At 70.4% G+C, this 26,035-nt stretch carries 24 protein-coding genes and 1 pseudogene; 11 read left to right on the plus strand and 14 right to left on the minus strand.

What is annotated here, in order from left to right:
- The first annotated feature begins 413 nt into the window (after positions 1–413).
- Complete coding sequence (locus tag ACZ68L_RS08140) at positions 414–962, plus strand: VanZ family protein (RefSeq protein ID WP_469575123.1); 549 nt, start codon at positions 414–416, stop codon at positions 960–962.
- Positions 963–1,057: 95 nt separating this feature from the next.
- On the plus strand, positions 1,058–1,258 hold the full coding sequence (locus tag ACZ68L_RS08145) for a PspC domain-containing protein (protein ID WP_361443031.1): 201 nt from the start codon (positions 1,058–1,060) through the stop codon (positions 1,256–1,258).
- 66 nt (positions 1,259–1,324) lie between these two features.
- On the opposite strand, the gene ACZ68L_RS08150 is transcribed toward ACZ68L_RS08145, so the two are convergent.
- Both ACZ68L_RS08150 and ACZ68L_RS08155 read right to left on the minus strand, forming a co-directional pair.
- Positions 1,325–1,642 carry a hypothetical protein gene (locus ACZ68L_RS08150; RefSeq protein ID WP_469575126.1) on the minus strand — a complete coding sequence of 106 codons (318 nt, stop codon included), beginning with the start codon at positions 1,640–1,642 and terminating at the stop codon, positions 1,325–1,327.
- Between the two features lie 136 nt (positions 1,643–1,778).
- On the minus strand, positions 1,779–2,933 hold the full coding sequence (locus tag ACZ68L_RS08155) for an adenosine deaminase (protein ID WP_469575128.1): 1,155 nt from the start codon (positions 2,931–2,933) through the stop codon (positions 1,779–1,781).
- A gap of 103 nt (positions 2,934–3,036) precedes the next feature.
- Here ACZ68L_RS08155 and ACZ68L_RS08160 point away from each other — a divergent pair, with 103 nt between their 5' ends.
- Together ACZ68L_RS08160 and ACZ68L_RS08165 are read left to right on the plus strand one after the other, a co-directional pair.
- Positions 3,037–3,798 (plus strand): alpha/beta hydrolase family protein, encoded by a 762-nt coding sequence (locus ACZ68L_RS08160; protein ID WP_469575130.1) that lies wholly within the window; start codon positions 3,037–3,039, stop codon positions 3,796–3,798.
- Between the two features lie 343 nt (positions 3,799–4,141).
- The gene (locus tag ACZ68L_RS08165) at positions 4,142–4,687 is read left to right on the plus strand and encodes a hypothetical protein (protein ID WP_469575133.1); all 546 of its coding nucleotides are present in this window, start codon (positions 4,142–4,144) and stop codon (positions 4,685–4,687) included.
- Positions 4,688–4,721: 34 nt separating this feature from the next.
- Here the strand turns inward: ACZ68L_RS08165 and ACZ68L_RS08170 are convergent, their stop codons facing one another.
- A complete protein-coding gene (locus ACZ68L_RS08170) occupies positions 4,722–5,675 on the minus strand; it encodes a LysR family transcriptional regulator (protein ID WP_469575135.1) in 954 nt (317 codons plus the stop codon).
- Positions 5,676–5,738: 63 nt separating this feature from the next.
- Between ACZ68L_RS08170 and ACZ68L_RS08175 the strand changes: the two genes are divergently transcribed.
- From ACZ68L_RS08175 to ACZ68L_RS08190, 4 genes are all read left to right on the plus strand, one after another.
- Entirely contained in the window at positions 5,739–7,058 is a 1,320-nt protein-coding gene (locus ACZ68L_RS08175; RefSeq protein WP_469575137.1) for an MFS transporter, read from the plus strand.
- 85 nt (positions 7,059–7,143) lie between these two features.
- On the plus strand, positions 7,144–7,860 hold the full coding sequence (locus ACZ68L_RS08180; RefSeq protein ID WP_469575139.1) for a L,D-transpeptidase family protein: 717 nt from the start codon (positions 7,144–7,146) through the stop codon (positions 7,858–7,860).
- A 106-nt stretch (positions 7,861–7,966) separates the two neighbouring features.
- Complete coding sequence (locus tag ACZ68L_RS08185; RefSeq protein ID WP_469575141.1) at positions 7,967–8,956, plus strand: sigma-70 family RNA polymerase sigma factor; 990 nt, start codon at positions 7,967–7,969, stop codon at positions 8,954–8,956.
- Positions 8,953–9,252 carry a hypothetical protein gene (locus ACZ68L_RS08190; protein WP_469575143.1) on the plus strand — a complete coding sequence of 100 codons (300 nt, stop codon included), beginning with the start codon at positions 8,953–8,955 and terminating at the stop codon, positions 9,250–9,252. Before ACZ68L_RS08185 ends, ACZ68L_RS08190 begins: the two co-directional genes overlap by 4 nt.
- A 159-nt stretch (positions 9,253–9,411) precedes the next feature.
- Here ACZ68L_RS08190 and ACZ68L_RS08195 read toward each other — a convergent pair whose 3' ends face one another.
- On the minus strand, positions 9,412–9,789 hold the full coding sequence (locus ACZ68L_RS08195) for an STAS domain-containing protein (protein WP_469575146.1): 378 nt from the start codon (positions 9,787–9,789) through the stop codon (positions 9,412–9,414).
- Positions 9,790–10,080: 291 nt separating this feature from the next.
- On the opposite strand from ACZ68L_RS08195, the gene ACZ68L_RS08200 reads away from it, so the two are divergent.
- On the plus strand, positions 10,081–13,428 hold the full coding sequence (locus ACZ68L_RS08200) for a S8 family serine peptidase (protein ID WP_469575148.1): 3,348 nt from the start codon (positions 10,081–10,083) through the stop codon (positions 13,426–13,428).
- A gap of 119 nt (positions 13,429–13,547) precedes the next feature.
- On the opposite strand, the gene ACZ68L_RS08205 is transcribed toward ACZ68L_RS08200, so the two are convergent.
- The 8 genes from ACZ68L_RS08205 to ACZ68L_RS08240 all read right to left on the minus strand — a co-directional run bounded on the left by ACZ68L_RS08205 (position 13,548) and on the right by ACZ68L_RS08240 (position 22,956).
- Positions 13,548–14,825, minus strand: a complete 1,278-nt coding sequence (locus ACZ68L_RS08205; protein ID WP_469575150.1) for a thymidine phosphorylase — start codon at positions 14,823–14,825, stop codon at positions 13,548–13,550.
- 173 nt (positions 14,826–14,998) lie between these two features.
- Positions 14,999–15,397, minus strand: coding sequence for a cytidine deaminase (locus tag ACZ68L_RS08210; RefSeq protein WP_351074352.1), 399 nt, complete (start codon positions 15,395–15,397; stop codon positions 14,999–15,001).
- On the minus strand, positions 15,394–16,683 hold the full coding sequence (locus tag ACZ68L_RS08215) for an ABC transporter permease (RefSeq protein ID WP_469575154.1): 1,290 nt from the start codon (positions 16,681–16,683) through the stop codon (positions 15,394–15,396). The genes ACZ68L_RS08210 and ACZ68L_RS08215 overlap by 4 nt, the downstream gene beginning before the upstream one ends.
- Positions 16,680–17,822 (minus strand): ABC transporter permease, encoded by a 1,143-nt coding sequence (locus ACZ68L_RS08220; RefSeq protein ID WP_469575157.1) that lies wholly within the window; start codon positions 17,820–17,822, stop codon positions 16,680–16,682. The genes ACZ68L_RS08215 and ACZ68L_RS08220 overlap by 4 nt, the downstream gene beginning before the upstream one ends.
- The gene (locus ACZ68L_RS08225) at positions 17,819–19,420 is read right to left on the minus strand and encodes an ABC transporter ATP-binding protein (RefSeq protein ID WP_469575159.1); all 1,602 of its coding nucleotides are present in this window, start codon (positions 19,418–19,420) and stop codon (positions 17,819–17,821) included. The genes ACZ68L_RS08220 and ACZ68L_RS08225 overlap by 4 nt, the downstream gene beginning before the upstream one ends.
- Positions 19,421–19,738: 318 nt before the next feature.
- Positions 19,739–20,779: a BMP family lipoprotein gene (locus tag ACZ68L_RS08230; RefSeq protein WP_469575160.1), complete on the minus strand. Its 1,041-nt coding sequence runs from the start codon at positions 20,777–20,779 to the stop codon at positions 19,739–19,741.
- A gap of 138 nt (positions 20,780–20,917) precedes the next feature.
- Positions 20,918–22,144, minus strand: coding sequence for an amidohydrolase (locus ACZ68L_RS08235; RefSeq protein WP_469575303.1), 1,227 nt, complete (start codon positions 22,142–22,144; stop codon positions 20,918–20,920).
- 152 nt (positions 22,145–22,296) lie between these two features.
- A complete protein-coding gene (locus ACZ68L_RS08240; protein WP_469575163.1) occupies positions 22,297–22,956 on the minus strand; it encodes a hypothetical protein in 660 nt (219 codons plus the stop codon).
- Positions 22,957–23,206: 250 nt separating this feature from the next.
- Here ACZ68L_RS08240 and ACZ68L_RS08245 point away from each other — a divergent pair, with 250 nt between their 5' ends.
- Together ACZ68L_RS08245 and ACZ68L_RS08250 are read left to right on the plus strand one after the other, a co-directional pair.
- Complete coding sequence (locus tag ACZ68L_RS08245) at positions 23,207–23,845, plus strand: HAD family hydrolase (protein WP_469575165.1); 639 nt, start codon at positions 23,207–23,209, stop codon at positions 23,843–23,845.
- Between the two features lie 114 nt (positions 23,846–23,959).
- Positions 23,960–24,166, plus strand: a pseudogene (locus ACZ68L_RS08250) (transcriptional regulator); the annotation flags it as partial.
- 212 nt (positions 24,167–24,378) lie between these two features.
- On the opposite strand, the gene ACZ68L_RS08255 reads toward ACZ68L_RS08250, so the two are convergent.
- Both ACZ68L_RS08255 and ACZ68L_RS08260 read right to left on the minus strand, forming a co-directional pair.
- Complete coding sequence (locus ACZ68L_RS08255; protein WP_469575167.1) at positions 24,379–24,684, minus strand: hypothetical protein; 306 nt, start codon at positions 24,682–24,684, stop codon at positions 24,379–24,381.
- Between the two features lie 119 nt (positions 24,685–24,803).
- Complete coding sequence (locus tag ACZ68L_RS08260) at positions 24,804–26,018, minus strand: helix-turn-helix domain-containing protein (RefSeq protein ID WP_469575169.1); 1,215 nt, start codon at positions 26,016–26,018, stop codon at positions 24,804–24,806.
- Positions 26,019–26,035 lie beyond the last annotated feature (17 nt).

Below are 26,035 nucleotides of genomic sequence, written 5' to 3' on the forward strand. Positions count from 1 at the left end.
GGGGATGCCGGGGGCGCGGGAGACGTCCGGCGGCCGGTCCTCCGTTCTCGCGCGCCGGGTGGGCGGGGTCAGCCCGCGCCGGTCGAGGCGCCAGGTGGGCCGGGAATCGGCCCACGCCTGTCCGGGCGACAAGTAGGCGGGCTCAGCCCGCGCCGGTCGAGGCGCCGGGTGGGCCGGGAATCGGCCCACGCCTGTCCGGGCGCCGGGTGGGCCGCTGCCCGGCCCGCCCACGCTCGTCGTTCGCCCCGGCCCGGACCCTGCCGGGCGCGGCGCCGGTCACGGACCGTCGGGGACCAGTGGGTGCCGTTTCGTCCTCGAACGCCGTAAGGCCGGGTTCGACGTCGTTCCTGCCGAAATCCGGGTTCGTCGGACCCGGCGGAACCGATCCTGCCGCCCGGCGCGTCTTGGGGGGCGTGCGTCTAGGTTCGGGCAGTCGAGCTGCCATCCGCTTCCGCGCGGCCGGGGTCTCTCTCCTCCTCGCGCATCTGCTGCTTGTCGGCTGGCTGACGCTGCGCCCCCTCGACGTGCCGTGGACGACCGCCTCGAACTTCCACCCGCTCGCCGGCATCAGAGCGGATCTGTCGCTCGGCCCGGTCGAGGCCACTCGCCAGATCGGCGCGGGGCTGCTGCTGCTGGCCCCGCTCGGCGTACTGCTGCCGATGGCCGGAGGGCGGCTGTTCGTCTCCCCGTGGGCTTCGATGGCCCGTACCGTCGCGGCCGGGGCACTGATCTCGCTCACCATCGAGCTGCTGCAGACCGGAGTGCCGGGACAGGTCGTCGACGTCGACTCGCTGCTGCTGAACACGATCGGCGTGGCGCTCGCCCACCTGCTGGTCGTACCCCTGGGCCGGGCGCGGCTGCGCCGCAGGAAGCAGCGGCGGATCAAGGTGATGCTTCGCCCCAGGGACGAGTCGGCTCAGGGGCCGACCCCGACGATTCCCAGGGTCGGTATCGCACCGTAGAGCGACGCTTTGCCCCTGTTGGTCGGGCGACCATGGATGGCATCGGGAGCACGACGGAGCTGCTCCCTCAGCAACGGTTCACGAAGGAGCCCACCATGGCCGCACTTGTCCGCCCCCGTGACGGACGCATGATCGGCGGGGTGTGCGCGGCGCTGGCACGGCGCTTCGGCACCTCCGCGGGAACCATGCGCGTCATCTTCCTGCTCTCCTGCCTGCTGCCGGGGCCGCAGTTCCTGCTCTACCTGGCGCTGTGGGTGCTCTTCCCGGCCGAGAAGACGTCGTCCACCGCCTGGTGACGCACGACATGCCTGTGGGGCGGACACCCGGACCGGGTGTCCGCCCCACAGGCGTGTGTACGGGGATCAGCCGCCGAGCGGGAGACCGTTGGCCGACAGGCCGCCGGTCTTCATGCCACCCGCGGGCAGACCGCCGAGCAGACCCTTGACCGGGGCGGTGGCGTCGCCGACGAGCTTCTGCTGGCCGGTGCCGAGGAGCTTGGTGGTCGTGTCCTGGACCGGCAGGGTCCGGGTGGCGGTCTCCAGCGCCGAGCCGGCGACCGGCACGGCGGTGGCCGCGGCGCCGGCCGGCAACACGGCGGCGGAGGCGGTGCCCGCGGCGGCAGCGGCGAAAGCGGCACCGAGCGCGGCGACGCCGAGAGTCCTGGCGGCAGACTGCTTCATGTGAAATTCATCCTTGGGGAGGGGGGATGTGAGCGGCTCTGAAACGTAGTCAGCCCACTACCCGTCCCGCAAACATGCCCCGCCCGGGGAACGGCCGGGAATTCGCCCTCCCGGCCGTTCTCCGCGCATGTGTGGATCAGTCCCCGGAAGTGGAAGAGACGCTGGTCGTGGCGGTCTGCTCGAAGAGCCACTCGGACTTCAGCTCGGCATATCCGGGCTTGATCACATCATTGATCATCGCGAGACGTTCATCGAAAGGGATGAACGCTGACTTCATCGCGTTGACGGTGAACCATTGGATGTCGTCGAGCGTGTATCCGAAAGTCTCGGTCAGTTTCTCGAATTCATGGCTCATGGTCGTACCGCTCATCAGCCGGTTGTCCGTGTTCACGGTGACCCGGAAATGCAGTTTCCGCAGCAGCCCGATGGGGTGCTCGGCGTACGAGACGGCGGCACCGGTCTGGAGGTTGGAGGTGGGGCACAGCTCCAGCGGGATGCGCTTGTCCCGTACGTAGGAGGCGAGACGGCCGAGCTTCACACCGCCGTCCTCGGCGACCTCGATGTCGTCGATGATGCGGACGCCGTGGCCCAGCCGGTCGGCGCCGCACCACTGGAGGGCCTGCCAGATCGACGGCAGACCGAAGGCCTCGCCCGCATGGATGGTGAAGTGGTTGTTCTCGCGCTTGAGGTACTCGAACGCGTCGAGGTGCCGGGTGGGCGGGAAGCCCGCCTCCGCGCCCGCGATGTCGAAGCCGACGACACCCTGGTCGCGGTAGCGGTTGGCGAGTTCGGCGATCTCCAGGGAGCGGGCGGCGTGCCGCATCGCAGTGAGGAGAGCCCCCATACGGATGCGGCGCCCGTCCCGGCGGGCCCGCCGCTCGCCCTCGCGGAAGCCCTCGTTGACCGCCTCGACAACCTCTTCGAGGGTCAGCCCGGCTTCCAGGTGCTGCTCGGGGGCGTACCGCACCTCGGCGTAGACGACACCGTCCGCGGCCAGGTCCTCGGCGCACTCGGCGGCCACCCGGAACAGCGCCTCACGGGTCTGCATGACGGCGCAGGTGTGGGCGAACGTCTCCAGATAGCGCTCCAGCGATCCGGAGTCGGCCGCCTCACGGAACCAGCTGCCGAGCTTGTCGGGCTCGGTCTCGGGAAGTCCGTCGTATCCGCTCGCGAGAGCGAGGTCGACGATCGTTCCCGGGCGCAGGCCGCCGTCGAGGTGGTCGTGGAGAAGGACCTTGGGGGCCCGTCGGATCTGATCCTGGCCGGGCACATGGAGGGTCGGGCTCATCATTTGGGCACTCTAGCGCCTACGCGCGTAGATTGTCGCTTGCCGATACGTAACAGTGACCGCGAATACGGGTGGAGTACACCCGCCCTTCTGACACTGTTCTGTCATGGCACAGCGCGCACTCCCCCTGCCTGCTGCGAGGCTGGGACGGGCCGTCAGGACGGCCGGAGCACCAACTGCGGTCAGCGGCGTGGTTCTGCTGCTCCCGGACGGCGAGGCCGACTCGCACCGCCGCCCTTCCCCTCTCTCGTACGCCCTCCAGCTGCCGCTGGCCCGGACCCTGGCCCGCGCGGGCCAGGAGGACGGGCTCGTCGCGCACGTCGTGCGCTACAGCTGCCGGGGCTGGAACGCGACCGACGCGCGGCTCGCGGCGGACGCCCGGTGGGCGGTGGACGAGGTCGTACGGCGCTACGGCGACGTCCCCGTCTGTCTCGCCGGCCACGGCATGGGCGGCCGGGCCGCGCTCCGGGCGGGCGGCCACGCGGCGGTCGGCTCCGTCCTGGCGATGGCTCCCTGGCTGCCCGAGAACGCGCGGGACGAGCCGGAGCCGGTGAAGCATCTGCTGGGCCGGCAGGTCCTGCTCGTCCACGGCACGAACGACGCCCGCACCGACCCCGAACTCTCCTTCCGGCTGGCCGAACGGGCCAAGAAGACCAACCGCGACACCTGCCGCTTCGAGGTCCACTCGGACGGCCACGGCCTGCGCCAGCACCGGGCCGAAGTGGTGGCCCTGGCAACGGACTTCGTCCGCGGCTCGCTCTTCGGCCGGGCATACGCGCGCCCGGTCGCCGACGCCCTGGCGGCACCGCCACCACTGGGGTTGCGGATGCCGCTGGCCGCGGGGTTCGGAAGGTCGCTGCGGGACTGAGAGGAACGGAGTGACCGGGGGCCGAGCGGCACGCGGTGCGGCCGCACCCGGTCGGCCGCGCAACCGGTGGCACCGCGAACGGAGTTGAGTACGGGCACTCATGCCGCTCACCACCACGACCCATATGTTGATCACACGATGAGCAGCCATGAACAGCGACGGCATGAGGGGGGCTCATGAGTGCCGGGGTCCACAGCGCGCGTACCGGCGCCTTTGGGAGGTGGCCGACGGTCCACCTGGTGACGCCGACGGTCCGCCTGGTGACGGGGGCCAGCCGACTCCTGCCCGCCGGGGACTCGGCGGGCGCGGCGTCACCGGGCGGGACGGGACCGGTGACGCGGTCGTGACCGCGGTGAGGGTACGCGTGCTGGAGGGGCCGCCGCTGGTGCGGTGGCTGTGCGCCGAAACGGCGCTCACCTGGATTTCCGTCACCGTCGTGGGTGTCCTCGGCCCGTGGGGGGACCATCCGACGAGGTGGTTCATTCCCACCTGCCTGCTGCTGCCGGTCGTGCTGCACTACGCGCTGCGGGGCCGGTTCGCCGTACGCCTGGACGACGCCGGGATCACGGTCGTGCGGCCCTGGAGCCGTCGGCACGTGCCCTGGGCGGAGGTGGGCGGGATCCGGTTCACTGCGCTCCCGGTCGAGGAGGACGACCTCGCCTGGTGGGCGGTGACGACGACCGTGGGGGCCGCACGCACGCTGCCCCTGGCCACCGTCCTCGACACCGACGACCCGGCGTTCGACACCCTGCGTCGGCACGGGCTGCTGTTCCGGCCGTTCGCCGACCGCGGTCTCGGTGTGCTCGGCACGCCGGAGGACTCGCGCGCACACGCGTACTTCGAGCGGGCCGTACGCGCGGCCGGGGGCGGGTCATCGGGCGGACGGTGACGCCGGGCCCGCCTCCCGCGCCGCCCCGCCCGCCTCAGTCCGGCAGCAGATGCCCCCGCCTCGACAGCAGGAAGCGTTTGAAGGCGGCCACCGGCGGCGTGTCCGGGTGGCCGTCCAGCCAGGCGACACCGATCTCGCGGGCCGCCCTCGGGGCCGTCACGGTGAGCTCGACGACGCCGGGGCGGGCCACCGCGGGCGGTGGCAGCAGGGCCACGCCGAGACCCGCCGCGACCAGACCGCGCAGGGTCTCCGCCTCCTCGCCCTCGAAGGCGACGCGTGGCGTGAACCCCGCCTCCGCGCACAGGTCGTCGGTGATCCGCCGCAGGCCGTAACCCGGTTCGAGGGTGACGAACTTCTCGTCGGCGGCCTCCGCCAGGCGGATGCGACGACGCGAGGCGAGCCGGTGGTCCTCGGGGACGACGAGACGCAGCCGCTGTTCGTCGAGGCGGCGGGCTACCAGATCCGGGGCGTCCGGGACGGGTGAGGTGAGGCAGAGGTCGAGCCCGCCGGACCGGAGGCGTTCGATCATCGCCTCGCCGTAGTTCTGCACCAGCTGGAAGCGGACCCGGGGGTGGTCGGCGCGGAAGGCGCGGAGCAGGGCGGGCACGGTCTCGGAGCCCATGGTGTGCAGAAAGCCGAAGGCGACCTTGCCGGTGGCCGGGTCCGCGTCGGCCCGCACCGATTCGGCGGCCTTCTCGACCTCGGCGAGGGCCCGCTCGGCGGAGCCCAGGAAGGTGCGGCCCGCGGGGGTCAGGGAGACGGTACGGCCCTTGCGGGCGAACAGGGCGACTCCCAGGTCCTGTTCGAGCCTGACCATCGACCGCGAGAGCGTCGACTGCGGGACGCCGAGCTCGTGCGCGGCGCGGGTGACGTGCTCGTGCCGGGCCACCGCCTCGAAGTGGGCCAGCCTCGGCGCGAGGACCGCGCGAATGTCTTCTTCGTAACTGCTCGGTGACAGCCGTGGCCGTGAGCTGCGTTCATGCACCATGGGATTGATTATCGCGAATTCGTGCATTGGACGCATGAAACCCGGGAGGCCTACTTTCGAACCATGCCTCCTGCCAGTACCGGGGCGTCCACCCTCACCGTGGCCGCCTCGCCCCAGCCGTCCCCCGTCGCCCCTGCCGCCACCGCCGGCCCCGCCGAACCGGACCGTCTCGAACCCGGCCGCCCCGGCTACCGCCGGATGAGCTTCGCGCTCTTCGCCGCCGGTGTCGCGACCTTCGCACTCCTCTACTCCACCCAGGCCCTGCTGCCCGCCGTCTCCGCCTCCCTCGGCGCCACGGCCGGACAGGCCAGCTGGACGGTCTCCGCCGCGACGGGCGCTCTGGCGCTGTGTGTGCTGCCGATGAGCGCACTCTCCGAGCGCTTCGGACGACGGCAGATGATGACCGCCTCGCTGACGGTCGCCGTGCTGGTCGGGCTGCTCGTACCCTTCGCGCCCTCGCTGGGCTGGCTGATCGCGCTGCGCGCCGTCCAGGGCGCGGCGCTGGCCGGACTGCCCGCCTCCGCGATGGCCTACCTGGCGGAGGAGGTACGGCCGAAGGCGCTGGTCGCGGCGATCGGGCTGTTCGTGGCGGGGAACAGCATCGGCGGGATGAGCGGCCGGATCCTGACCGGCTGGATCGCCCAGCTGTGGGGCTGGCGGGCGGCGCTCGGGGCGGTCGGGCTGCTGGCCGTGGTCTGCGCGGTGGTCTTCCACTTCATGATCCCCAGGGCCCGGCACTTCACCCCGGGCTCGCTGAACCCGAAGGCCCTGGCGAAGACGGTGGGCGGACACCTCGCCGATCCCCTGCTGCGCCGGCTGTACGCGATCGGCGCACTGTTCATGACGGTGTTCGGCGCGGTCTACACGGTGATCGGCTACCGCCTGGTGGAGGCGCCGTTCAACCTCCCGCAGGGGATCGTCGGCTCGATCTTCCTGGTCTATCTCGTCGGTACGGTCTCCTCCGCGGCGGCGGGCAAGCTGGTCGCCCGGCTCGGCCGCCGGGGCGCGCTGTACCTCGCCGTCTCCACCACGGCCGCCGGTCTGCTGCTCTCGCTCGCCGACCAGCTGGCCGCCGTGCTCCTCGGCCTGGTCCTGATCACGGCGGGTTTCTTCGCCGGACACGCGGTCGCCTCCTCGTCCGTGAGCCGTACGGCGACGAAGGGCCGGGCGCAGGCGTCCGCGCTCTACCAGTCCGCGTACTACCTGGGCTCCAGCGCGGGCGGCACGCTCGGCGCGGTCGCCTTCCACGCCGGGGGCTGGGCCGGGACCGTGTCGCTGGGACTGCTCGCCGTCCTCGGCGTCGTCTCGATCACGCTGTACGGCTCGCGGGCCGCGCGCGCCGAGCGCCGCCGGCTCCTGCCGGTGGCGTCCGTACAGAACTGAGACATACGACGCACAACCATCCACTCCCCGACGCGCGTCTAGCAGGCGGAAGCACCTTACGGCGCGCGAAGGGGAGTTGGCGTACATGCGAGTCGCAGGAATCATTCGGGGGGTCCGGATACGGCGCGCGGTCGCGCTGTCCGTCGCCGGTCTGACGGCGGCGCCCGCCCTCGTGCTGGGTGCCGGCGGATCCGCGCAGGCGGCGTCCTGCACGACGTCCACCGGGCCGTACCAGAAGCAGGTCGAGAAGTACCTGCACCGGCCGGTCGACGGCAAGCAGTCGGCGGCCGACTGCAAGGCGATCCAGTCGTTCCAACGCACTTACGGGGTCACCCCGGACATCGGTTACGCGGGGCCGGTCACCTGGCGCACGATGAAGACGCTCACGGCCCAGAAAGCGGCCGGCAAGACCCCGAACAAGGACAAGAAGTGCCCCACCAACAAGGGGCGGATCGCGTGTGTGGACCTGACCCGGCAGCTGAGCTGGATCCAGGACGGCAGCAAGCTGAAGTTCGGTCCCGTCCCGGTACGGACCGGGCGGAACGGGTACGAGACCCGCACCGGGTCGAAGAAGATATACCTGCGGCACATCAACCACGTCTCGTCGATCTACCACGTGTCGATGCCGTACTCCCAGTTCTTCGACGGCGGGCAGGCGTTCCACTCGGTGGGCGTCAGCATGTGGAACCCGCCGGGGTCGCACGGTTGCGTCAACATGCGGGACGCCGACGCGAAGTCCTACTGGAATCTGCTGAAGAACGGCGACGACGTGTACGTGTACGGACGCAAGCCCGGAACGTGACCTGTTGGTGGGCCGCTTCGGCACTTCCCGCCTCCGTTGTCAGTGGCCTGCGGTAGCTTCCACAGTGCTGAAGTGGGCGGCGTCACAGCACAACAGGGGTGGAGCGATGAGTGATCTGACAGCGGCGGCGGACATCGACAGCCGTCTGGAGGGACACCGGGTCGAGCTGACCGGCTACTGCTACCGGATGCTCGGCTCGGCCTTCGAGGCGGAGGACGCGGTACAGGACACGCTGGTGCGTGCCTGGCGCAACTTCGACAAGTTCGAGGGGCGTTCCTCGCTGCGGTCCTGGTTGTACCGCATCGCCACCAACGTCTGCCTGGACATGCTGAACGCGGGCAACAAGCGGGCCCGTCCGGTCGATCTGACGGGCCCGACGCCGCTCGCCCAGGCGGCGCTCAACCCGCGGCCGGAGAACACCTGGCTGGAGCCGATGCCGGACGGGCGGATCCTGCCCACGGTGGCCGACCCGGCGGAGGCCGCCGTGGCCCGGGAGTCGGTGCGGCTCGCGTTCGTGGCCGCGTTGCAGCATCTGCCCCCCAAGCAGCGGGTGGTCCTGATCCTGCGCGAGGTGCTGGCCTGGAAGGCGAGCGAGGTCGCCGAGCTGCTCGACACCTCGGTCGCCTCGGTCAACAGCGCCCTCCAGCGGGCGCGCGCGACCCTCTCGGAACGCGAGGGCCTGGTCCCCGACAGCGCGAATCCGCTCGACGAGGAGCAGCGCAAGCTCCTTGAGCGCTACGTCGCGGCCTTCGAGGGGTACGACATGGCGGCGCTGACCGCGCTGCTCCATGAGGACGCCGTGATGACCATGCCGCCGTTCGACCTCTGGCTCCAGGGGCACGACGACATCACCGGCTTCATGGTCTCCATGGGTGCCGGCTGCGCGGGCTCGCGGCTGGTGGCGACGCAGGCGAACGGCACTCCGGCGTTCGCGCACTACAAGCCGAATCCGGACGGACCGGGGTTCGTGCCGTGGGCGGTGCAGGTCATCGACATCTCCGAGGGCGCCATCACCGGGATGCACTGCTTCCTGGACACACCGCGCTGGTTCCCGTTGTTCGGTCTGCCCGATCACCTCGACGCCGACGCGACGTGAGGCGCGGCGTACGCAACGGACTGGTGGCGGGCTGGGTGGTACTGGCGGTCGGCGGGTGGGGGCTCACCCGGTGGATCGGTGAGCCCGCCGCCGCCACCGACGGACCTACGCCCGGGGCCGCCCGGACCCCGAATCCCACCTCCGGCGACGGACCGGGTCCGCAGCCGGAGCACGGGTACGACAGGGCCTGCGCGGACGGCACACCGGCGCCGCTCCCCACGGCGACGTCCCCGGACAGCACCGGGAACGGCCGCGTCGTGATGATGTTCTGCGCACGGGTCGAGGAGCGGGAATGAGGGGCGGACGGGGCGCGTCGGGCCGGTGAGGTGAGCGCCTGCCTGGCCCGACGAGCAGAAGGCCGGGGCCCGGTGAGCGGGGGCCGGCGAGCGCGGGCCGGTGGGCACGGGCCGGTGAGCGGGGGCCGGGCGGCCGTCGGCGCCGGGCCGCGCATCCCCTCAGGCTCCGCCGTCCCCGGCCGCGCACCGTACGTCCACCACGTCCGCCAGCCCCACCAGGTCGAGCAGGCTCCGCAGTTCGGGAGGTGCGTTGCGCAGCCGGAGCCGTCTGCCGCCCGCCCGGCGGGCGACGAGCCCCAGTCGCGCTATCGCCTCGACCAGGGTCAGATCCACCTGCACGACCCCGCCCACATCGCAGTCCACCGCGGCGTCCGGGTCGCGGACGGTGCCGTCGGGACCGTCGGGGCCGTCCAGCAGCGACTCCAGCTCGGCGCAGAGTCCCGGCACGGAGTCCCGTGTGACGCGGCCGGTGACGACAAGAACGATCGGGCTCATGGCTTCCACATCAGGGTGACCGGTCCGGCGGCCGAAACTCATCGCTGCCCCGCTCCGCACTTTCCCGCCGCCACGGACCGGCCCATACCGCCCGAATCCGCCCGTCACCTGCTCCCCCACGCCTCGCACACGCCCCTCGGCGCCCCCTCGCCCCCTCGGCCGGTTCGCCCGCGTACCGATGAACTTCCGTCAACTCCGGTGATGTGTGCGGTTTCTGTGAACCCTTTCGATCAATTCCCCCTCTAGGTAACTGAACCGGCCGACACCGGCTTCTCAGCGGTGCCGACTGACCAGTGGCCCCTCAGGGGGCTGCCTGATTCTCCAGGGGGAGAGTTGCGCAAACACGTGAGAAACGCGTGTGTTTCGACCATCGCCACGGCGGCCGCCGTGGCGCTCGCAGCCGGGATGACCACGCCGGCCGTGGCACAGCCCGATGCCGCCCGGTCCACGGGCACCAAGTCCGTGGCCCGGCACCAGCTGACGCTGATCACCGGTGACCGCGTCTCGGTGGACGCCAAGGGCCGGATCACGGGCTTCCGGCCCGCCAAGGGGCGTGAACACATACCCGTGCAGCGTCAGATACGTGACGGGCACACCCTGCTGGTCCCGGCCGACGCACACCGGCTGATCAGCTCCGGCAAGCTGGACCGCCGGCTGTTCGACGTCACCGAGCTGAACCGCGCGGAGAACCGCCGGGCGCAGAAGGCCGGCCTGAAGCTGATCGTCGCCTACCGGGGCGACCGGGCCGCGACGGCGAAGGCGGAGGTCCGTGACGCGGGCGCCACCCGGGTCGAGCGGACCCTGAAGACCCTGAACGCCGAGTCGGTGACCACCCCGACCCGCGACGCGAAGGACATCTGGCAGGCCCTCACCAGCAAGCCCTCGAACGGCGCCCAGCGCACCACGGCCGCCGGGGTCGACCGGGTCTGGCTGAACGGCGTGCGCAAGGCGAGTCTCGACAAGAGCGTGCCGCAGATCGGCGCGCCGACCGCCTGGAAGGCCGGTTACACCGGGAAGGGCGTCAAGATCGCCGTCCTGGACACCGGGGTGGACGCCACCCACCCGGACCTCAAGGGCCAGGTCCTGGCGACGAAGAACTTCACCTCCTCGCCCGACACCAAGGACCGGGTCGGGCACGGCACGCACGTGTCCTCGATCGCGGCCGGCACCGGCGCCAAGTCGGGCGGCAAGTTCAAGGGTGTGGCCCCGGACGCCAAGCTCATCGAGGGCAAGGTGCTCGACGACGACGGCTTCGGCGACGACGACGGCATCCTGGCCGGCATGGAGTGGGCGGTCGCGCAGGGCGCCGACATCATCAACCTGAGCCTCGGCGGCGGCGACACCCCCGAGATCGACCCGCTCGAAGCGGCGGTCAACAAGCTGTCGGCCGACAAGGGCGTCCTGTTCGCCATCGCGGCGGGCAATGAGGGCGACGGCGCCGGTACGGTCGGCTCCCCGGGCAGCGCGGACGCCGCCCTGACCGTCGGCGCGGTCGACGACAACGACAAGCTGGCCGAGTTCTCCAGCCGCGGCCCGCGCATCGGCGACGGCGCGATCAAGCCTGATGTCACCGCCCCCGGCGTCGACATCACGGCCGCGGCCGCACCCGGCTCCGCCATCGACCAGGAGGTCGGGCAGAACCCGCCGGGCTACCTGTCGATCTCCGGTACGTCGATGGCGACCCCGCATGTCGCGGGCGCCGCGGCGCTCCTCAAGCAGCAGCACCCCGAGTGGAAGTACGCCGAGCTCAAGGGCGCGCTCACGGCCTCGACGAAGCCGGGCGCGTACACCCCGTTCGAGCAGGGCTCGGGCCGGATCGCCGTCGACCGGGCCATCGCCCAGACCGTCGTTGCGGACCCGGTCTCGGTGAGCTTCGGCGTGCACCAGTGGCCGCACACCGATGACGCCCCGGTCACCAAGAACGTGACGTACCGCAACCTCGGTACGACGGACGTCACCCTCGACGTCGCGGTCACGGCCACCGGCCCGAAGGGCAAGCCCGCCCCGGCCGGCTTCTTCACCCTCGGCGCCGACAAGGTGACCGTCCCCGCGGGCGGCACCGCCGACGTACCGCTGACCGTGAACACCAAGCTCGGCGGCACGGCCGACGGCTCCTACTCCGCGTACGTCGTCGGGACCGGTGGCGGCCAGACCGTGCGGACCGCGGCCGCGGTCGAGCGCGAGAGCGAGTCCTACGACCTCACGGTCAAGTTCATCGGACGTGACGGCAAGCCCGCCAAGTACTACGAGTCCGACCTCTTCGGCTTGTCCGGCTCGGCACGCGATGCGTGGGTGTCCCCGACGGGCGAGGGCGGCACGGCGAAGGCCCGCGTTCCCAAGGGCGGTTACGCGATGAACTCGGCCGTCTACGTCGACCCGGAGAACAGCACCAAGGGCACCGACTGGTTCGCCCAGCCGAACCTGAACGTCACCAAGAACACCACCGTGACGCTCGACGCGCGCAAGACGAAGCCGGTGAACTTCACCCTGCCCGCCACGGGCACGAAGGCCCGGATGGCGGCGCCCGACCTCCAGTTCGCCACCAAGAACAGCAGCTACGGCTACGGCTGGATCCTCGACTCGTACCAGGGGTTCCGCACCGCGCACGTCGGCCCGAAGGTGACCGACGGCTCGCTCTCCCAGCACTGGCTCGGCAGCTGGACCAAGGGGGCCTCGACCCGGTACGACATCGCGGTCGGCGGCCCGGTGACCCAGGCGGCGACCGGATACAACCGGAAGTTCACCACCAGTCAGCTGGCCAAGGTCCAGACCTCTCTCGGCTCGTCCGTCAAGGGCAAGACCGGTGGGTTCGGGGCCTGGGGCGAGCTCCCCGGTTCGTTCTCCGGCTGGTCGGCCTGGTCCAGCCAGAAGCTGCCCGGTACCAACACCGCCTATGTCTCCACCGCCGACAAGGTGCGGTGGAGCTTCGACTTCAGCCAGGAAGGCGGAATCGACAAGGACGGCTACCCGGTGACCGAGGCGATGTACACCCTCGGTGACCCGCAGACCCTCAAGGCGGGGAAGACCTACACGAAGAAGGTCAACACCGCGGTGTTCGGCCCCGCGCTCGGCGCCGGTTACGGGATCATCCGCGACGGCAACGACATCGTCGGCTCGCTGGCTCTGGCTGCCGACGGTCGCGGCAACATCGGCTCCTCCATGTACAGTTCGGTCAAGACCGTCCTGTACCGCAATGGCACCAAGATCGCCCAGAACGCGGACCCGCTGGAGGGCTACACCCCCATCGCCGTGCCGTCGGCTGCCGCGGACTACCGGCTGACGACCTCGGTCCAGCGCAGCACCAAGGTCTCGGCCGTCTCCACCCGGATCGACGCGAGCTGGACCTTCCGGTCCAAGAAGAGCGCCTACCCGACCCTGCTGCCGGTCTCCACGGTCCGCTTCACGCCCAACGTGACGCTGGACGGCAAGGTGACGGCGGGCAGGACCGCTTCGGTACCGGTGACGGTGCAGGGCGCGGCCGCCGGCAAGAACCTGAAGTCGCTGACGGTGTACGTCAGTTACGACGCCGGCAAGACCTGGAAGAAGTCCACGGTCAAGTCGGGCAAGATCTCCGTGAAGAACCCGGCCAAGGGGAAGTCCATCTCCTACAAGGCCGATGTCACGGACAAGAAGGGCAACAAGTCCTCGGTGTCGATCTACAACGCGTACTTCGGCAAGTAGGCGAGCACCGGTGAGCCGCTGATCCAGCAGGTGCACCGGTCGCAAGAGAAGGGCCCGCCGGGACGGATTCCTCCGCCCCGGCGGGCCGTTCGCGTTCTGCGCGGCGCGCGGCTACGCCGTCACGCGATGCGCTCGCGCACGACCGGCGTCGGCGTGAACTCCGTGCCCTCCGGGGCGATCTCGTACGAGGAGGGCAGCGCCTTCAGCGCGTAGTCGAACTTCTCGGGGGTGTCGGTGTGCAGCGTCAGCAGCGGCTGTCCGGCCGTGACCGTGTCACCGGGCTTGGCGTGCAGTTCGATGCCCGCGCCCGCCTGCACCGGGTCCTCCTTGCGGGCCCGGCCCGCGCCGAGGCGCCAGGCGGCGACGCCGATGTCGTACGCGTCCAGGCGGGTCAGCACTCCGGTGGACGGGGCCGTCACGACGTGCTGCTCACGGGCGACCGGGAGCGCGGCGTCCGGGTCGCCGCCCTGGGCGGAGATCATCCGGCGCCAGACGTCCATCGCGGAGCCGTCGGCCAGGGCCTTCTCCGGGTCGGCGTCCTTGAGTCCGGCCGCGTCCAGCATCTCGCGGGCGAGGGCCAGGGTGAGGTCGACGACGTCCTTCGGACCGCCGCCGGCCAGCACCTCGACGGACTCGCGCACCTCCAGGGCGTTGCCCGCGGTCAGGCCGAGCGGGGTGGCCATGTCGGTGAGCAGGGCGACCGTCCGCACTCCGCTGTCGGTGCCCAGCGCGACCATGGTGGAGGCCAGTTCGCGGGCGTCGTCGATGGTCTTCATGAAGGCGCCCGAGCCGACCTTGACGTCCAGGACGAGCGCGCCGGTGCCCTCGGCGATCTTCTTGGACATGATCGAGCTGGCGATCAGCGGGATGGCCTCGACGGTGCCGGTGACATCGCGGAGCGCGTACAGCTTCTTGTCGGCGGGGGCGAGCCCGTCACCGGCGGCGCAGATCACGGCGCCGGTGGTGTCCAGGACGCTCAGCATCTCCTCGTTGGTGAGGTGGGCGCGCCAGCCGGGGATGGACTCCAGCTTGTCGAGCGTGCCGCCGGTGTGGCCCAGGCCCCGTCCGCTGAGCTGCGGCACGGCGGCGCCGCACGCGGCGACCAGCGGGGCGAGCGGCAGGGTGATCTTGTCGCCGACGCCGCCGGTGGAGTGCTTGTCGGTGGTGGGCCGGGAGAGGGACGCGAAGTCCATGCGCTCGCCGGAGGCGATCATCGCGGCGGTCCAGCGGGCGATCTCGGTGCGGTTCATGCCGTTCAGCAGGATCGCCATGGCCAGCGCGGACATCTGCTCATCGGCGACCTCACCGCGGGTGTACGCGTCGATGACCCAGTCGATCTGCTCGGGGGTCAGCTCGCCTCGGTCTCGCTTGGTGCGGATGACGGAGATGGCGTCCATGTCCTGGGAGTCCTTCCGGCCGGTACGTACGCAAGAGTCCTGGATGACTCTACGCGCATAGAGGGTGGAGAGAGGAGTGGCCCTCCCAACGGACGGGAGGGCCACGGTGGTTCGGCTGCGGCTGTCCGCCGGTTCGGCCGGCCCGGTCACTCCGGACGGGCCGGCCGGCCCGACTACTTCAGATGGCCCGGCCCGAACGCCTGCGGCAGCATCTCGTCGAGCGTGCGCAGTCCGTCCGGCGTCTCCAGGATCAGCTCCGGCCCGCCGAACTCGTACAGCAGCTGCCTGCACCTGCCGCACGGCACGAGGATCTCGCCCGCCCCGTCCACGCAGGTGAAGTGGGTCAGCCGCCCGCCGCCCGTGGCGTGCAGCTGGGAGACCAGACCGCACTCGGCGCACAGCCCGATGCCGTACGAGGCGTTCTCGACGTTGCAGCCGGACACCGTACGCCCGTCGTCGACGCGCGCCGCCGCACCGACCGGGTAGTGCGAGTACGGGACGTACGCACGCGTCATGACCGACCGCGCGGCGCTCCGCAGCGCCGCCCAGTCGACCTCCGCGCCGGCCGTCACTTGCCCTGGCCCTTGCGGTAGCGCATGCCGTCCGCCTTCGGCATCCGCAGCCGTTGCGCAGAGAGCGAGAGGACGAGCAGCGTGACGATGTACGGGGTCGCGCTCACGAACTCGGTGGGCACCGTGTCCGTACCGAGGTACCAGACCAGCACCGCGGCGGCGACGACCGCGCTGACCACGCCCTGGACGAAGCTCTTGCGGTAGAGCTTCCAGGCGGCGAGCACGGCCAGCATGACCACGAGCAGCAGGAGCAGCGCGTGGACGGACTGGCCGCCGTTGCGCAGCTGGAGCGCGTCGGCGAAGCCGAACAGGCCGGCGCCCATGGCGAGTCCGCCGGGCCGCCAGTTGCCGAAGATCATCGCGGCGAGACCGATGTACCCGCGTCCGCCGGTCTGGCCCTCGTTGTAGATGTGCGAGGTGACGAGCGAGAGGAAGGCACCGCCGAGGCCGGCCATGCCGCCGGAGACGATCACCGCGATGTACTTGTAGCGGTAGACGTTGACGCCGAGCGACTCGGCGGCGATCGGGTTCTCGCCGCAGGAGCGCAGCCGCAGCCCGAACGAGGTCTTCCACAGCACGAAGAACGTGAGGACGAAGAGGACGATGGCCAGGATCGTCAGCAGCGACACGTTGGTGACCAGGCCGCCGATGACGCCGGCGAGGTCGGAGACGAAGAACCAGTGGTGTTTCTCGATGGAGTGCAGCCAGTCGGAGAGGCCCGGGATCGTCACCGAGGTGATGTCGTCGGCCGGCGGGGACTGCTTCGGGCTGCCGCCCTTGGCCGCCGCCTCGCCCGAGTTGAACCAGAGCTTGGCGAAGTAGGTGGTGAAGCCGAGCGCCAGGATGTTGATGGCGATACCGGAGATGATGTGGTCGACGCCGAAGGTGACGGTCGCGACGGCGTGCAGCAGCCCGCCGAGCATGCCGCCGATGACGCCGGCCAGCACGCCGAGCCACGGGTTGGTCTGCCAGCCGGCCCAGGCGCCGAAGAACGTGCCCAGGATCATCATGCCTTCGAGCCCGATGTTGACCACACCGGCCCGCTCGGCCCAGAGGCCGCCGAGACCGGCGAGCCCGATCGGCACGGCCATCGCGAGCGCCGCGCTGATCTGTCCGGCCGAGGTGACGTCCGCGGCGCCGGTGATGGCGCGTACGGCGGACAGCGCGAGCAGCACGCCCGCGACGATCAGCAGGACGACGGGGAAGGAGAGGCGGGTACGGCCGCCCTTGCCGCCGGAGACCTTGGGGGCCGCGGCGGGCGGAGTGGAAGTCGCCGTGACGGTCACGCCGACACCTCCTGCTGGTCGGAGTTACGGGCGGCCTGCTGGTCGGAGCTTCGGGAGGCGGCCTGTGCGGCGAGTTCCGCGCCGACCTTGCTCTGCTGCCGCTTGAGACCGTAGCGGCGGACGACTTCGTAGGCGATGACGACGCACAGGACGATGACGCCCTGGATCACGCCGACGATCTCCTTGTCGTACCCCTCGAATTCGAGCTTGCCGGTGCCGCGCTCCAGGAAGCCCCAGAGCAGTGCGCCGAGCGCGATGCCGATGGGGTGGTTGCGGCCGAGGAGGGCGATGGCGATACCGGTGAAGCCGATGCCGACCGGGAAGTCGCCGCTGTACTCGAAGCTGTCGTTGAGGAGGGTCGGCATACCGATCAGACCGGCCACGGCACCGGAGATCAGCATCGAGGTGATGACCATCTTCTTGACATTGACACCGCTGGCCTCGGCCGCGGAGCCGGACTGGCCGACGGTGCGCAGGTCGAAGCCGAACCGGGTGCGCGAGAGCGCGAACCAGTAGGCGATGCCCGCGACGACCGCGACCACGATGAAGCCCCAGACGGGCGACGGGGTGGTCGGGAACTCGAAGAAGTGCGAGGACTCCGGGAGCGGCTTGGTGGAGATCTTCGTGCCGGCCTTGTCGAGGTGGCCGAGGCGGCCCTGCTGGAGCAGATAGCCGATGACCGCCGTCGCGATGGCGTTCAGCATGATCGTCGAGACGACCTCGCTGACGCCCCGGGTGACCTTGAGGACACCGGCGATGCCGGCCCACATCGCGCCGACGATCACCGCGGTGAGGATGATCAGCGGGATCTGCAGGGCGCCGGGCAGGGTCAGCGCGCCGCCCACCGCCGCGGCGAAGAAGGCCGCGAGGCGGTACTGGCCGTCCACGCCGATGTTGAAGAGGTTCATCCGGAAGCCGACGGCCACCGCGAGACCCGCGAGGTAGTAGGTCGTCGCCTTGTTCAGGATGTAGACCTGGCTGTCCGACTTCAGTCCATAGTCGAACATGATGCCGAAGGCGCTGAACGGCTCCTTGCCTGTGGCGGCCAGCACGAGTGCGGTCACCAGGAAGGCGACCACGATCGCGAGTACGGGGGCCGCGATCCCCAGGAGCAGCCGCTCCTTGTCGATCTTCTTCATCGGTCCTCTCCCCCGTCCCGGGGGTCGGTGTCGGTGCTTTCGGCAGCCGGGGCTTCCGCACCGCCCGGTGCGGGCGTCTCGTCCGGGGCTTCGAGGCGGCCGGTGGCCGCGCCCGTCATCGCCGAGCCGAGCTCCTCCGGGGTGATGGTCGCCGGGTCGGCGTCCGCGACCAGCCGGCCGCGGTACATGACGCGCAGGGTGTCGGAGAGCCCGATCAGCTCGTCCAGGTCGGCGGAGATCAGCAGCACCGCCAGCCCCTCGCGGCGCGCCTCGCGGATCTGGTCCCAGATCTGCGCCTGGGCGCCGACGTCCACGCCCCGGGTGGGGTGCGCGGCGATCAGGAGCTTCGGAGCGTGGCTCATCTCGCGGCCGACGATCAGCTTCTGCTGGTTGCCTCCGGAGAGGGAGGCCGCGGTGACCTCGATGCCGGGGGTGCGGACGTCGTACTCGCGCACGATCCGCTCGGTGTCGGCGCGGGCACTCTTGAGGTCGAGGAACACGCCCTTGCTGTTGGGGCGTTCGGTGACATGGCCGAGGATGCGGTTCTCCCAGAGCGGGGCCTCCAGCAGCAGCCCGTGCCGGTGGCGGTCCTCGGGGATGACGGCCATGCCGTCCTCGCGGCGCTTGCGGGTCGGCGTGCGGGAGATGTCGGCGCCGTCCAGGGTGAGCACACCGCCGTCGAGCTGCCGCATGCCCATGATGGCGTCGACCAGCTCGGACTGGCCGTTGCCCTCGACGCCCGCGATGCCCAGGACCTCGCCCTTGTGGATGGTGAAACCGATGCCGTCCAGCACCGAACGCACCACACCGTCCGGGTCCGTGGCGCTCAGCCGCAGTCCCTCGACGGTCAGCATCGGGGTGTCGGTGACGGTCGACTCGCGGGTCTCCGGCGACGGGAGTTCGCTGCCGACCATCAGCTCGGCGAGCTGCTTGGTCGTGGTGTGCTTCGGGTCGGCGGTGCCCACCGTCGTACCGCGCCGGATGACGGTGATCTCGTCGGCGACCGACAGCACCTCGCCCAGCTTGTGCGAGATGAAGATGACGGTCAGGCCCTCGGCCTTGAGCTCGCGCAGGTTGTCGAAGAGCGCGTCGACCTCCTGCGGTACGAGGACGGCGGTGGGCTCGTCGAGGATCAGGGTGCGGGCGCCGCGGTAGAGGACCTTGAGGATCTCCACGCGCTGCTGGTCGGCGACCCCGAGGTCCTCGACCATGGCGTCCGGGCGGACACCGAGACCGTAGGCGTCGGAGATCTCCTTGATCTTGGCGCGGGCCCGGTCACCGATCCCGTACAGCTTCTCGGAGCCGAGGACGACGTTCTCCAGGACGGTGAGGTAGTCGGCGAGCATGAAGTGCTGGTGCACCATGCCGATACCGCGGTCGATGGCGTCGCCGGGGTTGTGGAACGAGACCTGTTCGCCGTCCACCGCGATGGTGCCCTCGTCCGGCTTCTGCATGCCGTACAGGATCTTCATCAGAGTGGACTTGCCGGCGCCGTTCTCGCCGACGAGAGCGTGGACGGTGCCACGGCGCACGGTGATGTCGATGTCGTGGTTGGCCACGACTCCGGGGAACCGCTTGGTGATGCCGCGGAGTTCCACGGCATGGGGACTGCTGGACGCGTTGATGGCGCACTCTCCTTGGCAGGAGCGGAGGGCGGAGGCGATGGGACGGAGGCGGTGGAAGCGTGGTGAAAGGTACCGCGCCCGGCAGGCGCTACGCGCGTAGCGCCGCTGAATCGTTGGCCACCTGATGACAGGTGGCGGACCGTGTCCGTACGGCTACGGCGAATGAGGGGGAAGCCGTACGCGAATCGGGGCCCGCGCGAGGCCGAAGCGACCAGGGGGTGCCTTCAAAATCCCGCCTGACGGCGGGACTTCAAAGGCACCCCCTGCCCGGGACCCGATCGACGGGCCGGATCAGGTCGTGGTCTTGACCTCGATGGTGCCGTCGGCGATCTTCTTCTTCGCCTCGTCGAGCTTGGCCTGGATGTCCTTGAGGTGGTCACCCGTGGTGGTCAGGCTGACGCCGCCCTTGCCCAGGGTGTACGTCTGCGTGCCGACCACCGGCTTGCCGTCCTTGACGGACTTGATCAGGTCGTAGACACCGCCGTCGACGTTCTTGACGACGGACGTCATGATCGTGTCCTTGTACTTCGCCAGCGCCGGGTCGAGGGCCTGGTCGGAGTCGACGCCGATGGACCAGGCGCCCTTCTTGCCCGCGACGGCCTCGATCGAACCGGCACCCGAGCCGCCCGCGGCGGCGAAGATGACGTCGGCGCCCTTGTCGAGCATGCCCTTGGCGGCGTACGAGCCCTTGTCGGGGCTGCCGAAGCCGGACAGGTCCGAACCGGTGGACAGGTACTGGATCTGCACCTTGGCCTTCGGGTTGGTGTCCAGGACACCCTGCTGGAAGCCCGCGGCGAACTTCTTGATCAGCGGCAGGTCCACACCGCCGATGAAGCCGACCTGGCCGTCCTTCGACTTCAGCGCGGCGGCGACACCCGCGAGGTACGAGCCCTGCTCCTCGGTGAAGACGATGCTGTCGACGTTCTTCGCGTCGGAGACCGAGTCGACCAGACCGAAGTTGACCTTCGGGTACTTGGCGGCGATCTTGTCGACCGCGTCCTTGTACGCGAAGCCGATCGCGACGACCGGGTTGTAGCCGCCCTCGGCGAGCGATTCGAGGCGCTGCTCGCGGTCGGCCGGGGTCTCACCGGTCTTGGCGGTGAGCTCCTTCGTCGTGGCACCGAACTCGGACTTGGCCTTGTCCAGACCACGCGCGGCGGAGTCGTTGAACGAGTTGTCGCCACGGCCGCCCACGTCGTAGGCCATGCCGATCTTCATCTTGCCCTTGTCGGAGCCGGAGCTCTCGGTGGACGACTCGCCACACGCGGTGGCGGTGAGCGCGAGGGCCGCGGTGACAGCACACGCAGCGGTGATCTTGGATACCCGGCGCAAGGGAAGGCTCCTTCAAACCTGACCGAAGCGCCTCTTCCGGCGCTGGTTTCGCGGCGATCGTAACGCGCGTAGATGTCAGATAAAGCCCTGTACGGAAGCCGTTATCGGATCGTCGCGAACCAGAGGTGACGCGTCCGGTTACGGATGGTTGCCGTCGAGCAACGCGCAGGCAGTGAAGAGCTCCACCGCAACCGTGATCGCCTCCTCGTCCGCGTCGAAATCGCCACGATGCAGGTCAAGACGGGCGGTGTCGCCGGGCGTGCGGACCCCGAGCCGGGCCATGGCCCCCGGGACGTGTTCCAGGTACCAGGAGAAGTCCTCGCCGCCGAGACTCTGCTCGGTGTCCTCGATCGCAAACGATCCGCGCCGCGCGGTCATCGCCCCCGCGAGCAGATCGATCACGGCGGCGTCGTTCACGACGGGCGGGACGCCACGGACGTAGTCGATCACCGTCTTGGCCCCGTGCATCCCGGCCACCTCGTCGATCGCCGCGTGCACGAGGTCCGGCGCCTCGCGCCAGGCCGCCAGGTCCAGGCAGCGCACGGTGCCGGAGAGTTCGGCGTGCTGCGGGATCACATTGCAGGCGTGCCCGGCCTCCAGCCGCCCCCAGGTGACGGCGAGCCCGGCACGGGCGTCGACCCGGCGGGCCAGCAGTGCGGGCACCTCGGTGGCGACCTTGGCGGCGGCGGTGACCAGGTCGGTGGTCAGATGCGGCCGGGCGGTGTGCCCGCCGGGGCCGTCGAGGCTGACCTCCAGCCGGTCGCAGGCCGAGGTGATCGCCCCGACCCGCAGCCCGATCCGCCCCACGTCCACCTTCGGATCGCAGTGCACCCCGATGATCCGCCCGACGCCCTCCAGCGCCCCGGACTCGATCGTGTCGGGCGCACCGCCGGGCAGCACTTCCTCGGCCGGCTGGAAGATCAGCCGCACCGGGTTCGGCAGCAGCCCCTGCCGGTCGAGCCCGGCGAGCACGAGCCCGGCACCGAGGACCGCGGTGGTGTGGATGTCGTGCCCGCAGGCGTGCGCCCGGTCGGGGACGGTGGACCGGTACGGGACCCCCGCCTTGGTGTCCGGGATGGGCAGGGCGTCGATGTCCGCGCGCAGGGCGAGCATGGGCCGTGTGTCACCCTCCCGGCCGCCCACGTCGCACAGGAGCCCGGTCCCGGTGTCCAGTACCCGCGGTTCCAGTCCCGCCTTCTCCAGCCGGGCCTTGATGGCCGCGGTGGTACGGAATTCCTGGTTGCCCAGCTCGGGGTGCATGTGCAGGTCGCGCCGGAAGGCGATCAGTTCGGCACGCAAGGACTCGGGCAGGGCGCCGGGCAGCGCCTCGCCCCCGGGCAGCTGGGCATCGGAATCACGGGACATCAACTGGTTCACCTGGTGAAGGGTAAGCCCCTTCCCTCGTCAACTGACCATGAAACAAGAAAAGTTCAGCCACATAGACGAATAAATGACTGCGTCGTGACGTGTGGCGCGAGGTCCAGCTGGGTAAACTCACCCATTTTTGCCATCACCTCCTACTTCACGGCGGTGGTACGGACCCGCACCGGACCGCGCGCCACGCCTTCCGTCCCCCGCAGCCCACGCCGCACCGGAAGCATCGCCAGCCCGATGCACAGGGCTCCGGCCGTCAGCAGGTCCAGACTCAGGGCCATCAGCACGGTCCCCGCCAGCACCAGCACCGGCGCCCACGCCCGGACCAGGTCCCGGCGGAAGAACGCGAGCAGGGTGACGAAGCCCAGCAGCCCGAACCAGAACAGCATCGGCACCACCGTGTAGACCAACGGCATCATCCCGGGTACGTCCTGCACCCGCCCGAACAGGTCGCTCATGGCCTGCTCGTCCGCCGCGACGAACCCGACCACCAGGTCGATCACCGCCTGGACGGCCACCGCCGCCGTCCCGAGCAGCCCGGTCCAGGCGGCCGCCTCTACGGCGACCCGCTTGCCCCCGCGCTCCCCGGCGAGTCTCCGCAACCCCAGGAACACCGGCACGAACGCGAGCACCCCGGCCAGGAACAGCAGATGCGCCATCGTCCACCACACACCGGGCCCGTAGTCACTGACCGCCCGCCCGGTCAGCCGCACCACTCCGTACCCGGCCATCAACGCGGGCCCGGCAAGAAGCGCCGTCCTGAACCTCTTGACCTGTCGTTCCGTCAACTCGCTTGATTTCATGGGTAGATGCTCGCGTCGACGCGTCCCTACCCGCTATCGGGATCGTCCCCCAAGGAACCCTGAGAGCCGGAGGCTTCCCGCTCAGGGGTCGCGTTCCTCGACATGCGCTTCGCCCGGACCTGACGGCACGGCAACGGAGAGCGCCTGCCGACGAGTTCCACGCGGCTCACCGTCCCCCGCACCGCATCCCTCGACTCTTCGTGAGCCGCGCGGCAGGCGGCAGTTCGAGGTCACGGCCTAGGCTCGTCGAGTGAAGACGATCGTGTTCGACATCGGTGAGACGCTCGTGCGAGACGACCGGTACTGGGCGTCCTGGGCCGACTGGCTTTCGGTGCCCAGGCATACCCTCTCCGCGCTCGTGGGAGCCGTCACCGCACAGGGGCTGGACAATGCGGAAGCCCTCCGCCTCCTGAAGCCGGACATCGACGTCCCGGCCGAGTACGCCGCCCGTGAGGCCGCGGGCCGCGGCGAGTACCTCGACGAGACCGATGTGTACGAGGACGCGCGCCCCGCGCTCTCCGCGTTGCGGAAGCTCGGTATGCGAGTCGTCATCGCAGGGAACCAGACAACGCGCGCAGGAGAGCTGATCCGGGCACTGGCTCTGCCCGCCGACCTCATCGCCACCTCTGAGGAGTGGGGGTGCGCCAAGCCGTCCCCGGAATTCTTCGCACGGGTACTCGACGCATCCCGGGCCCGGGCATGGGAAACCGTCTACGTCGGCGACCACCCCAAGAACGATGTCTTCGCGGCGCATGCGGCCGGGCTACGCACGGTGCACCTTCGCCGCGGACCGTGGGGTCATCTGTGGGCGGGCGACCCGAAGGTGCGGAGAGTTGCGGACTGGTTGTTCGACTCCCTCATGGACCTGACCACGATCGTCAACGAGTAGCCGACGTTCCGTACCCTCGCCGTGATGGTGTGGGTACGGTCGGATCATGTCCGCCGAAGACTCGTGTGAGGTCGGCAGGCGTGTCGCCGCTCGCGCCGCCCGACCCAAGCCGGTCTTGCCACTGCTTCCCATGTCTCCTACGCCGTGATCCGCTCCGTGGGGCGTGGCGCGCGACGGCCGAGCGACGAAGTACTCGAAGCGATCGCCGCCGCCCTCGAAGTGGATGCCACACAGTTGCGCACGGGGTACGTAGGCACAGAGCGACGCGTCCACCGCGCTCTGCCCGCGTTGTCGGACGCTCTCTCCCACTCCGCCGGATGACGCGTCACCCGAATCGGTGCCGGCCCAAGCCGAACTGCCTCTGCTCACCGCCACACCCGGCTGCAGCCGGTGGACCCATGGCCACAGGCAGGAGATGAAGGACACGCCCTCTTTCTGTGAGGGAGGCATGCGGAGTCTTGTGTCCGCTTCATGACCGAGGCGTGCACTCGAAGGCCAGGGGCGTCGGCGACGGTCACCGGCAAGGCTGGGGATCACTCGGGCGCAGGCCGCTCAGTCCCCCTCAACCGTTCGCCACGGCTCACCGCCACCCGGACCGCGTCACGCAGGGCCTCGGTCAGACGCACGGCCACGTACCGAACCTGAGCCGCGTCGGTCCCGGGGTCCGCAATCAGATCCTCCGCATGCCCGATCAGCTCCACCCCCATGCCGAGTTGGACGGCTTCGACCTGGTCGGCGACGCGAGAGACGGGACCATGCCCACGCCCGTCGGTGATCAGCAGGCAGATCCGGTCGTCGGCGCCGGTCCAGGGGAGCAGGCGGGTTACGGGGGTCGGCATGGCAGGCCCTGCTCTCGTAGATACATCCTCGTTCAGCGGTGACGTCACGCTAGGGCGCCTTCCCGCGCTCCGACAGGGACGCTCCGTGCGAATCCGCCCCGGCGGTAGGACCGGGTGTCCTAGTCGTCCAGTCCCAGCCGCTCCGCGAGGGCTGCCACGGGAGAGGTGCGGCGCCGCTGCCTGCCGCGCAGGTCGGACACCAGGCGGCGGCTGGTCGAGTGGTAGCGCATCCACTCCGGCGCGATGCTCTCGGCCGTCAGCAGCGCCTGCGCAGCGCCGTCCTCCTTGTTCAACTCCGCGTAGGCGAGGGCGCGGTCGACATGAAAGCGGGCGAGCCATGTGGGCGGCAGCGACTGCAGGTCCGGGACTGCGCGGGCGGCGCGGAGGGCCCCCGCCCCGTCCTCCATCTCCACCAGGAAGTTGACCTCGGCCACACCCACGTTCGTAGGGCCGAAGGGCGTCGCGTAGTCCAGCCGGTCCGCGCCGATCCGGGCGGCGGCGGCACTCGTCAGTGTGAGCAGTTCGCGTACGGTGCCGTGCCGCCCGGCGCGCACGGCAGCCGTCGCCGCACGGAGCAGCAGGATTCCCCAGAGCGACAGCTGGACAGGGTGCGAGCGAAAGGTGGGCTCGATGCGTTCGGCAGTGGTGGTGGCGACCCGCTCCGCGTCGACCAGTCGCCCCTGCCTGGTGAAGACCCAGGCCAGACTGGCGACACCCATCGTCTCCAGATGCGGGTCGTCCCCTTTCCGGGCTGCCTCGGCCGCCCGTTCCAGGGCGGTGAACGCCGCGTCCTCCTTGCCTAAGGCGGTCAGCGTGGTCGCGGCGACCTGGTAGGACTCCGCCAGCACGGAATGGGCCGACGCGGCCTCGGCGCCGCTGAGAGCTCGTGCCGAGGCTCGTGCGTCGACGATCAACCGCGGTAGCAACAGGCCGATTTCGCCCATGCGGCCCTCGCGCCGGATGCGCTCGGTGGAGCGGAGCGCCGCCCGTAACTGGGCGAGTGTGGGCGGGTCCTCGGAATCAGGCTCCTCGCCCAGGACGCCCTCGACGGGCGAGACCGCCTGCCGGAGAGCCAGCACGGAAGGCTGTTCCTGCTCGGTCCGCACCTCGAACGTGGCCGGCTGCCCGACGAGCACGGACGTCTCCACGTCCAGCGCCCGGGCGAGGGAGTTGAGGGTGGTGAGCCGTGCGGTGCTTCGAACGCCCTGCTCCAACTTGCGCACGACATCGACCGAGACTCCCGCCCGCTCGGCCAGCCCCTCCTGTGTGAACTTCCGCCGCCGGCGCAGCCGGGCCATGCGGTCGCCGATGCCGGATTCCTCGTGGAACCGCATGGTCAGTCACCCCCAGA

Source organism: Streptomyces sp. NPDC104309 (genome assembly GCF_055584025.1).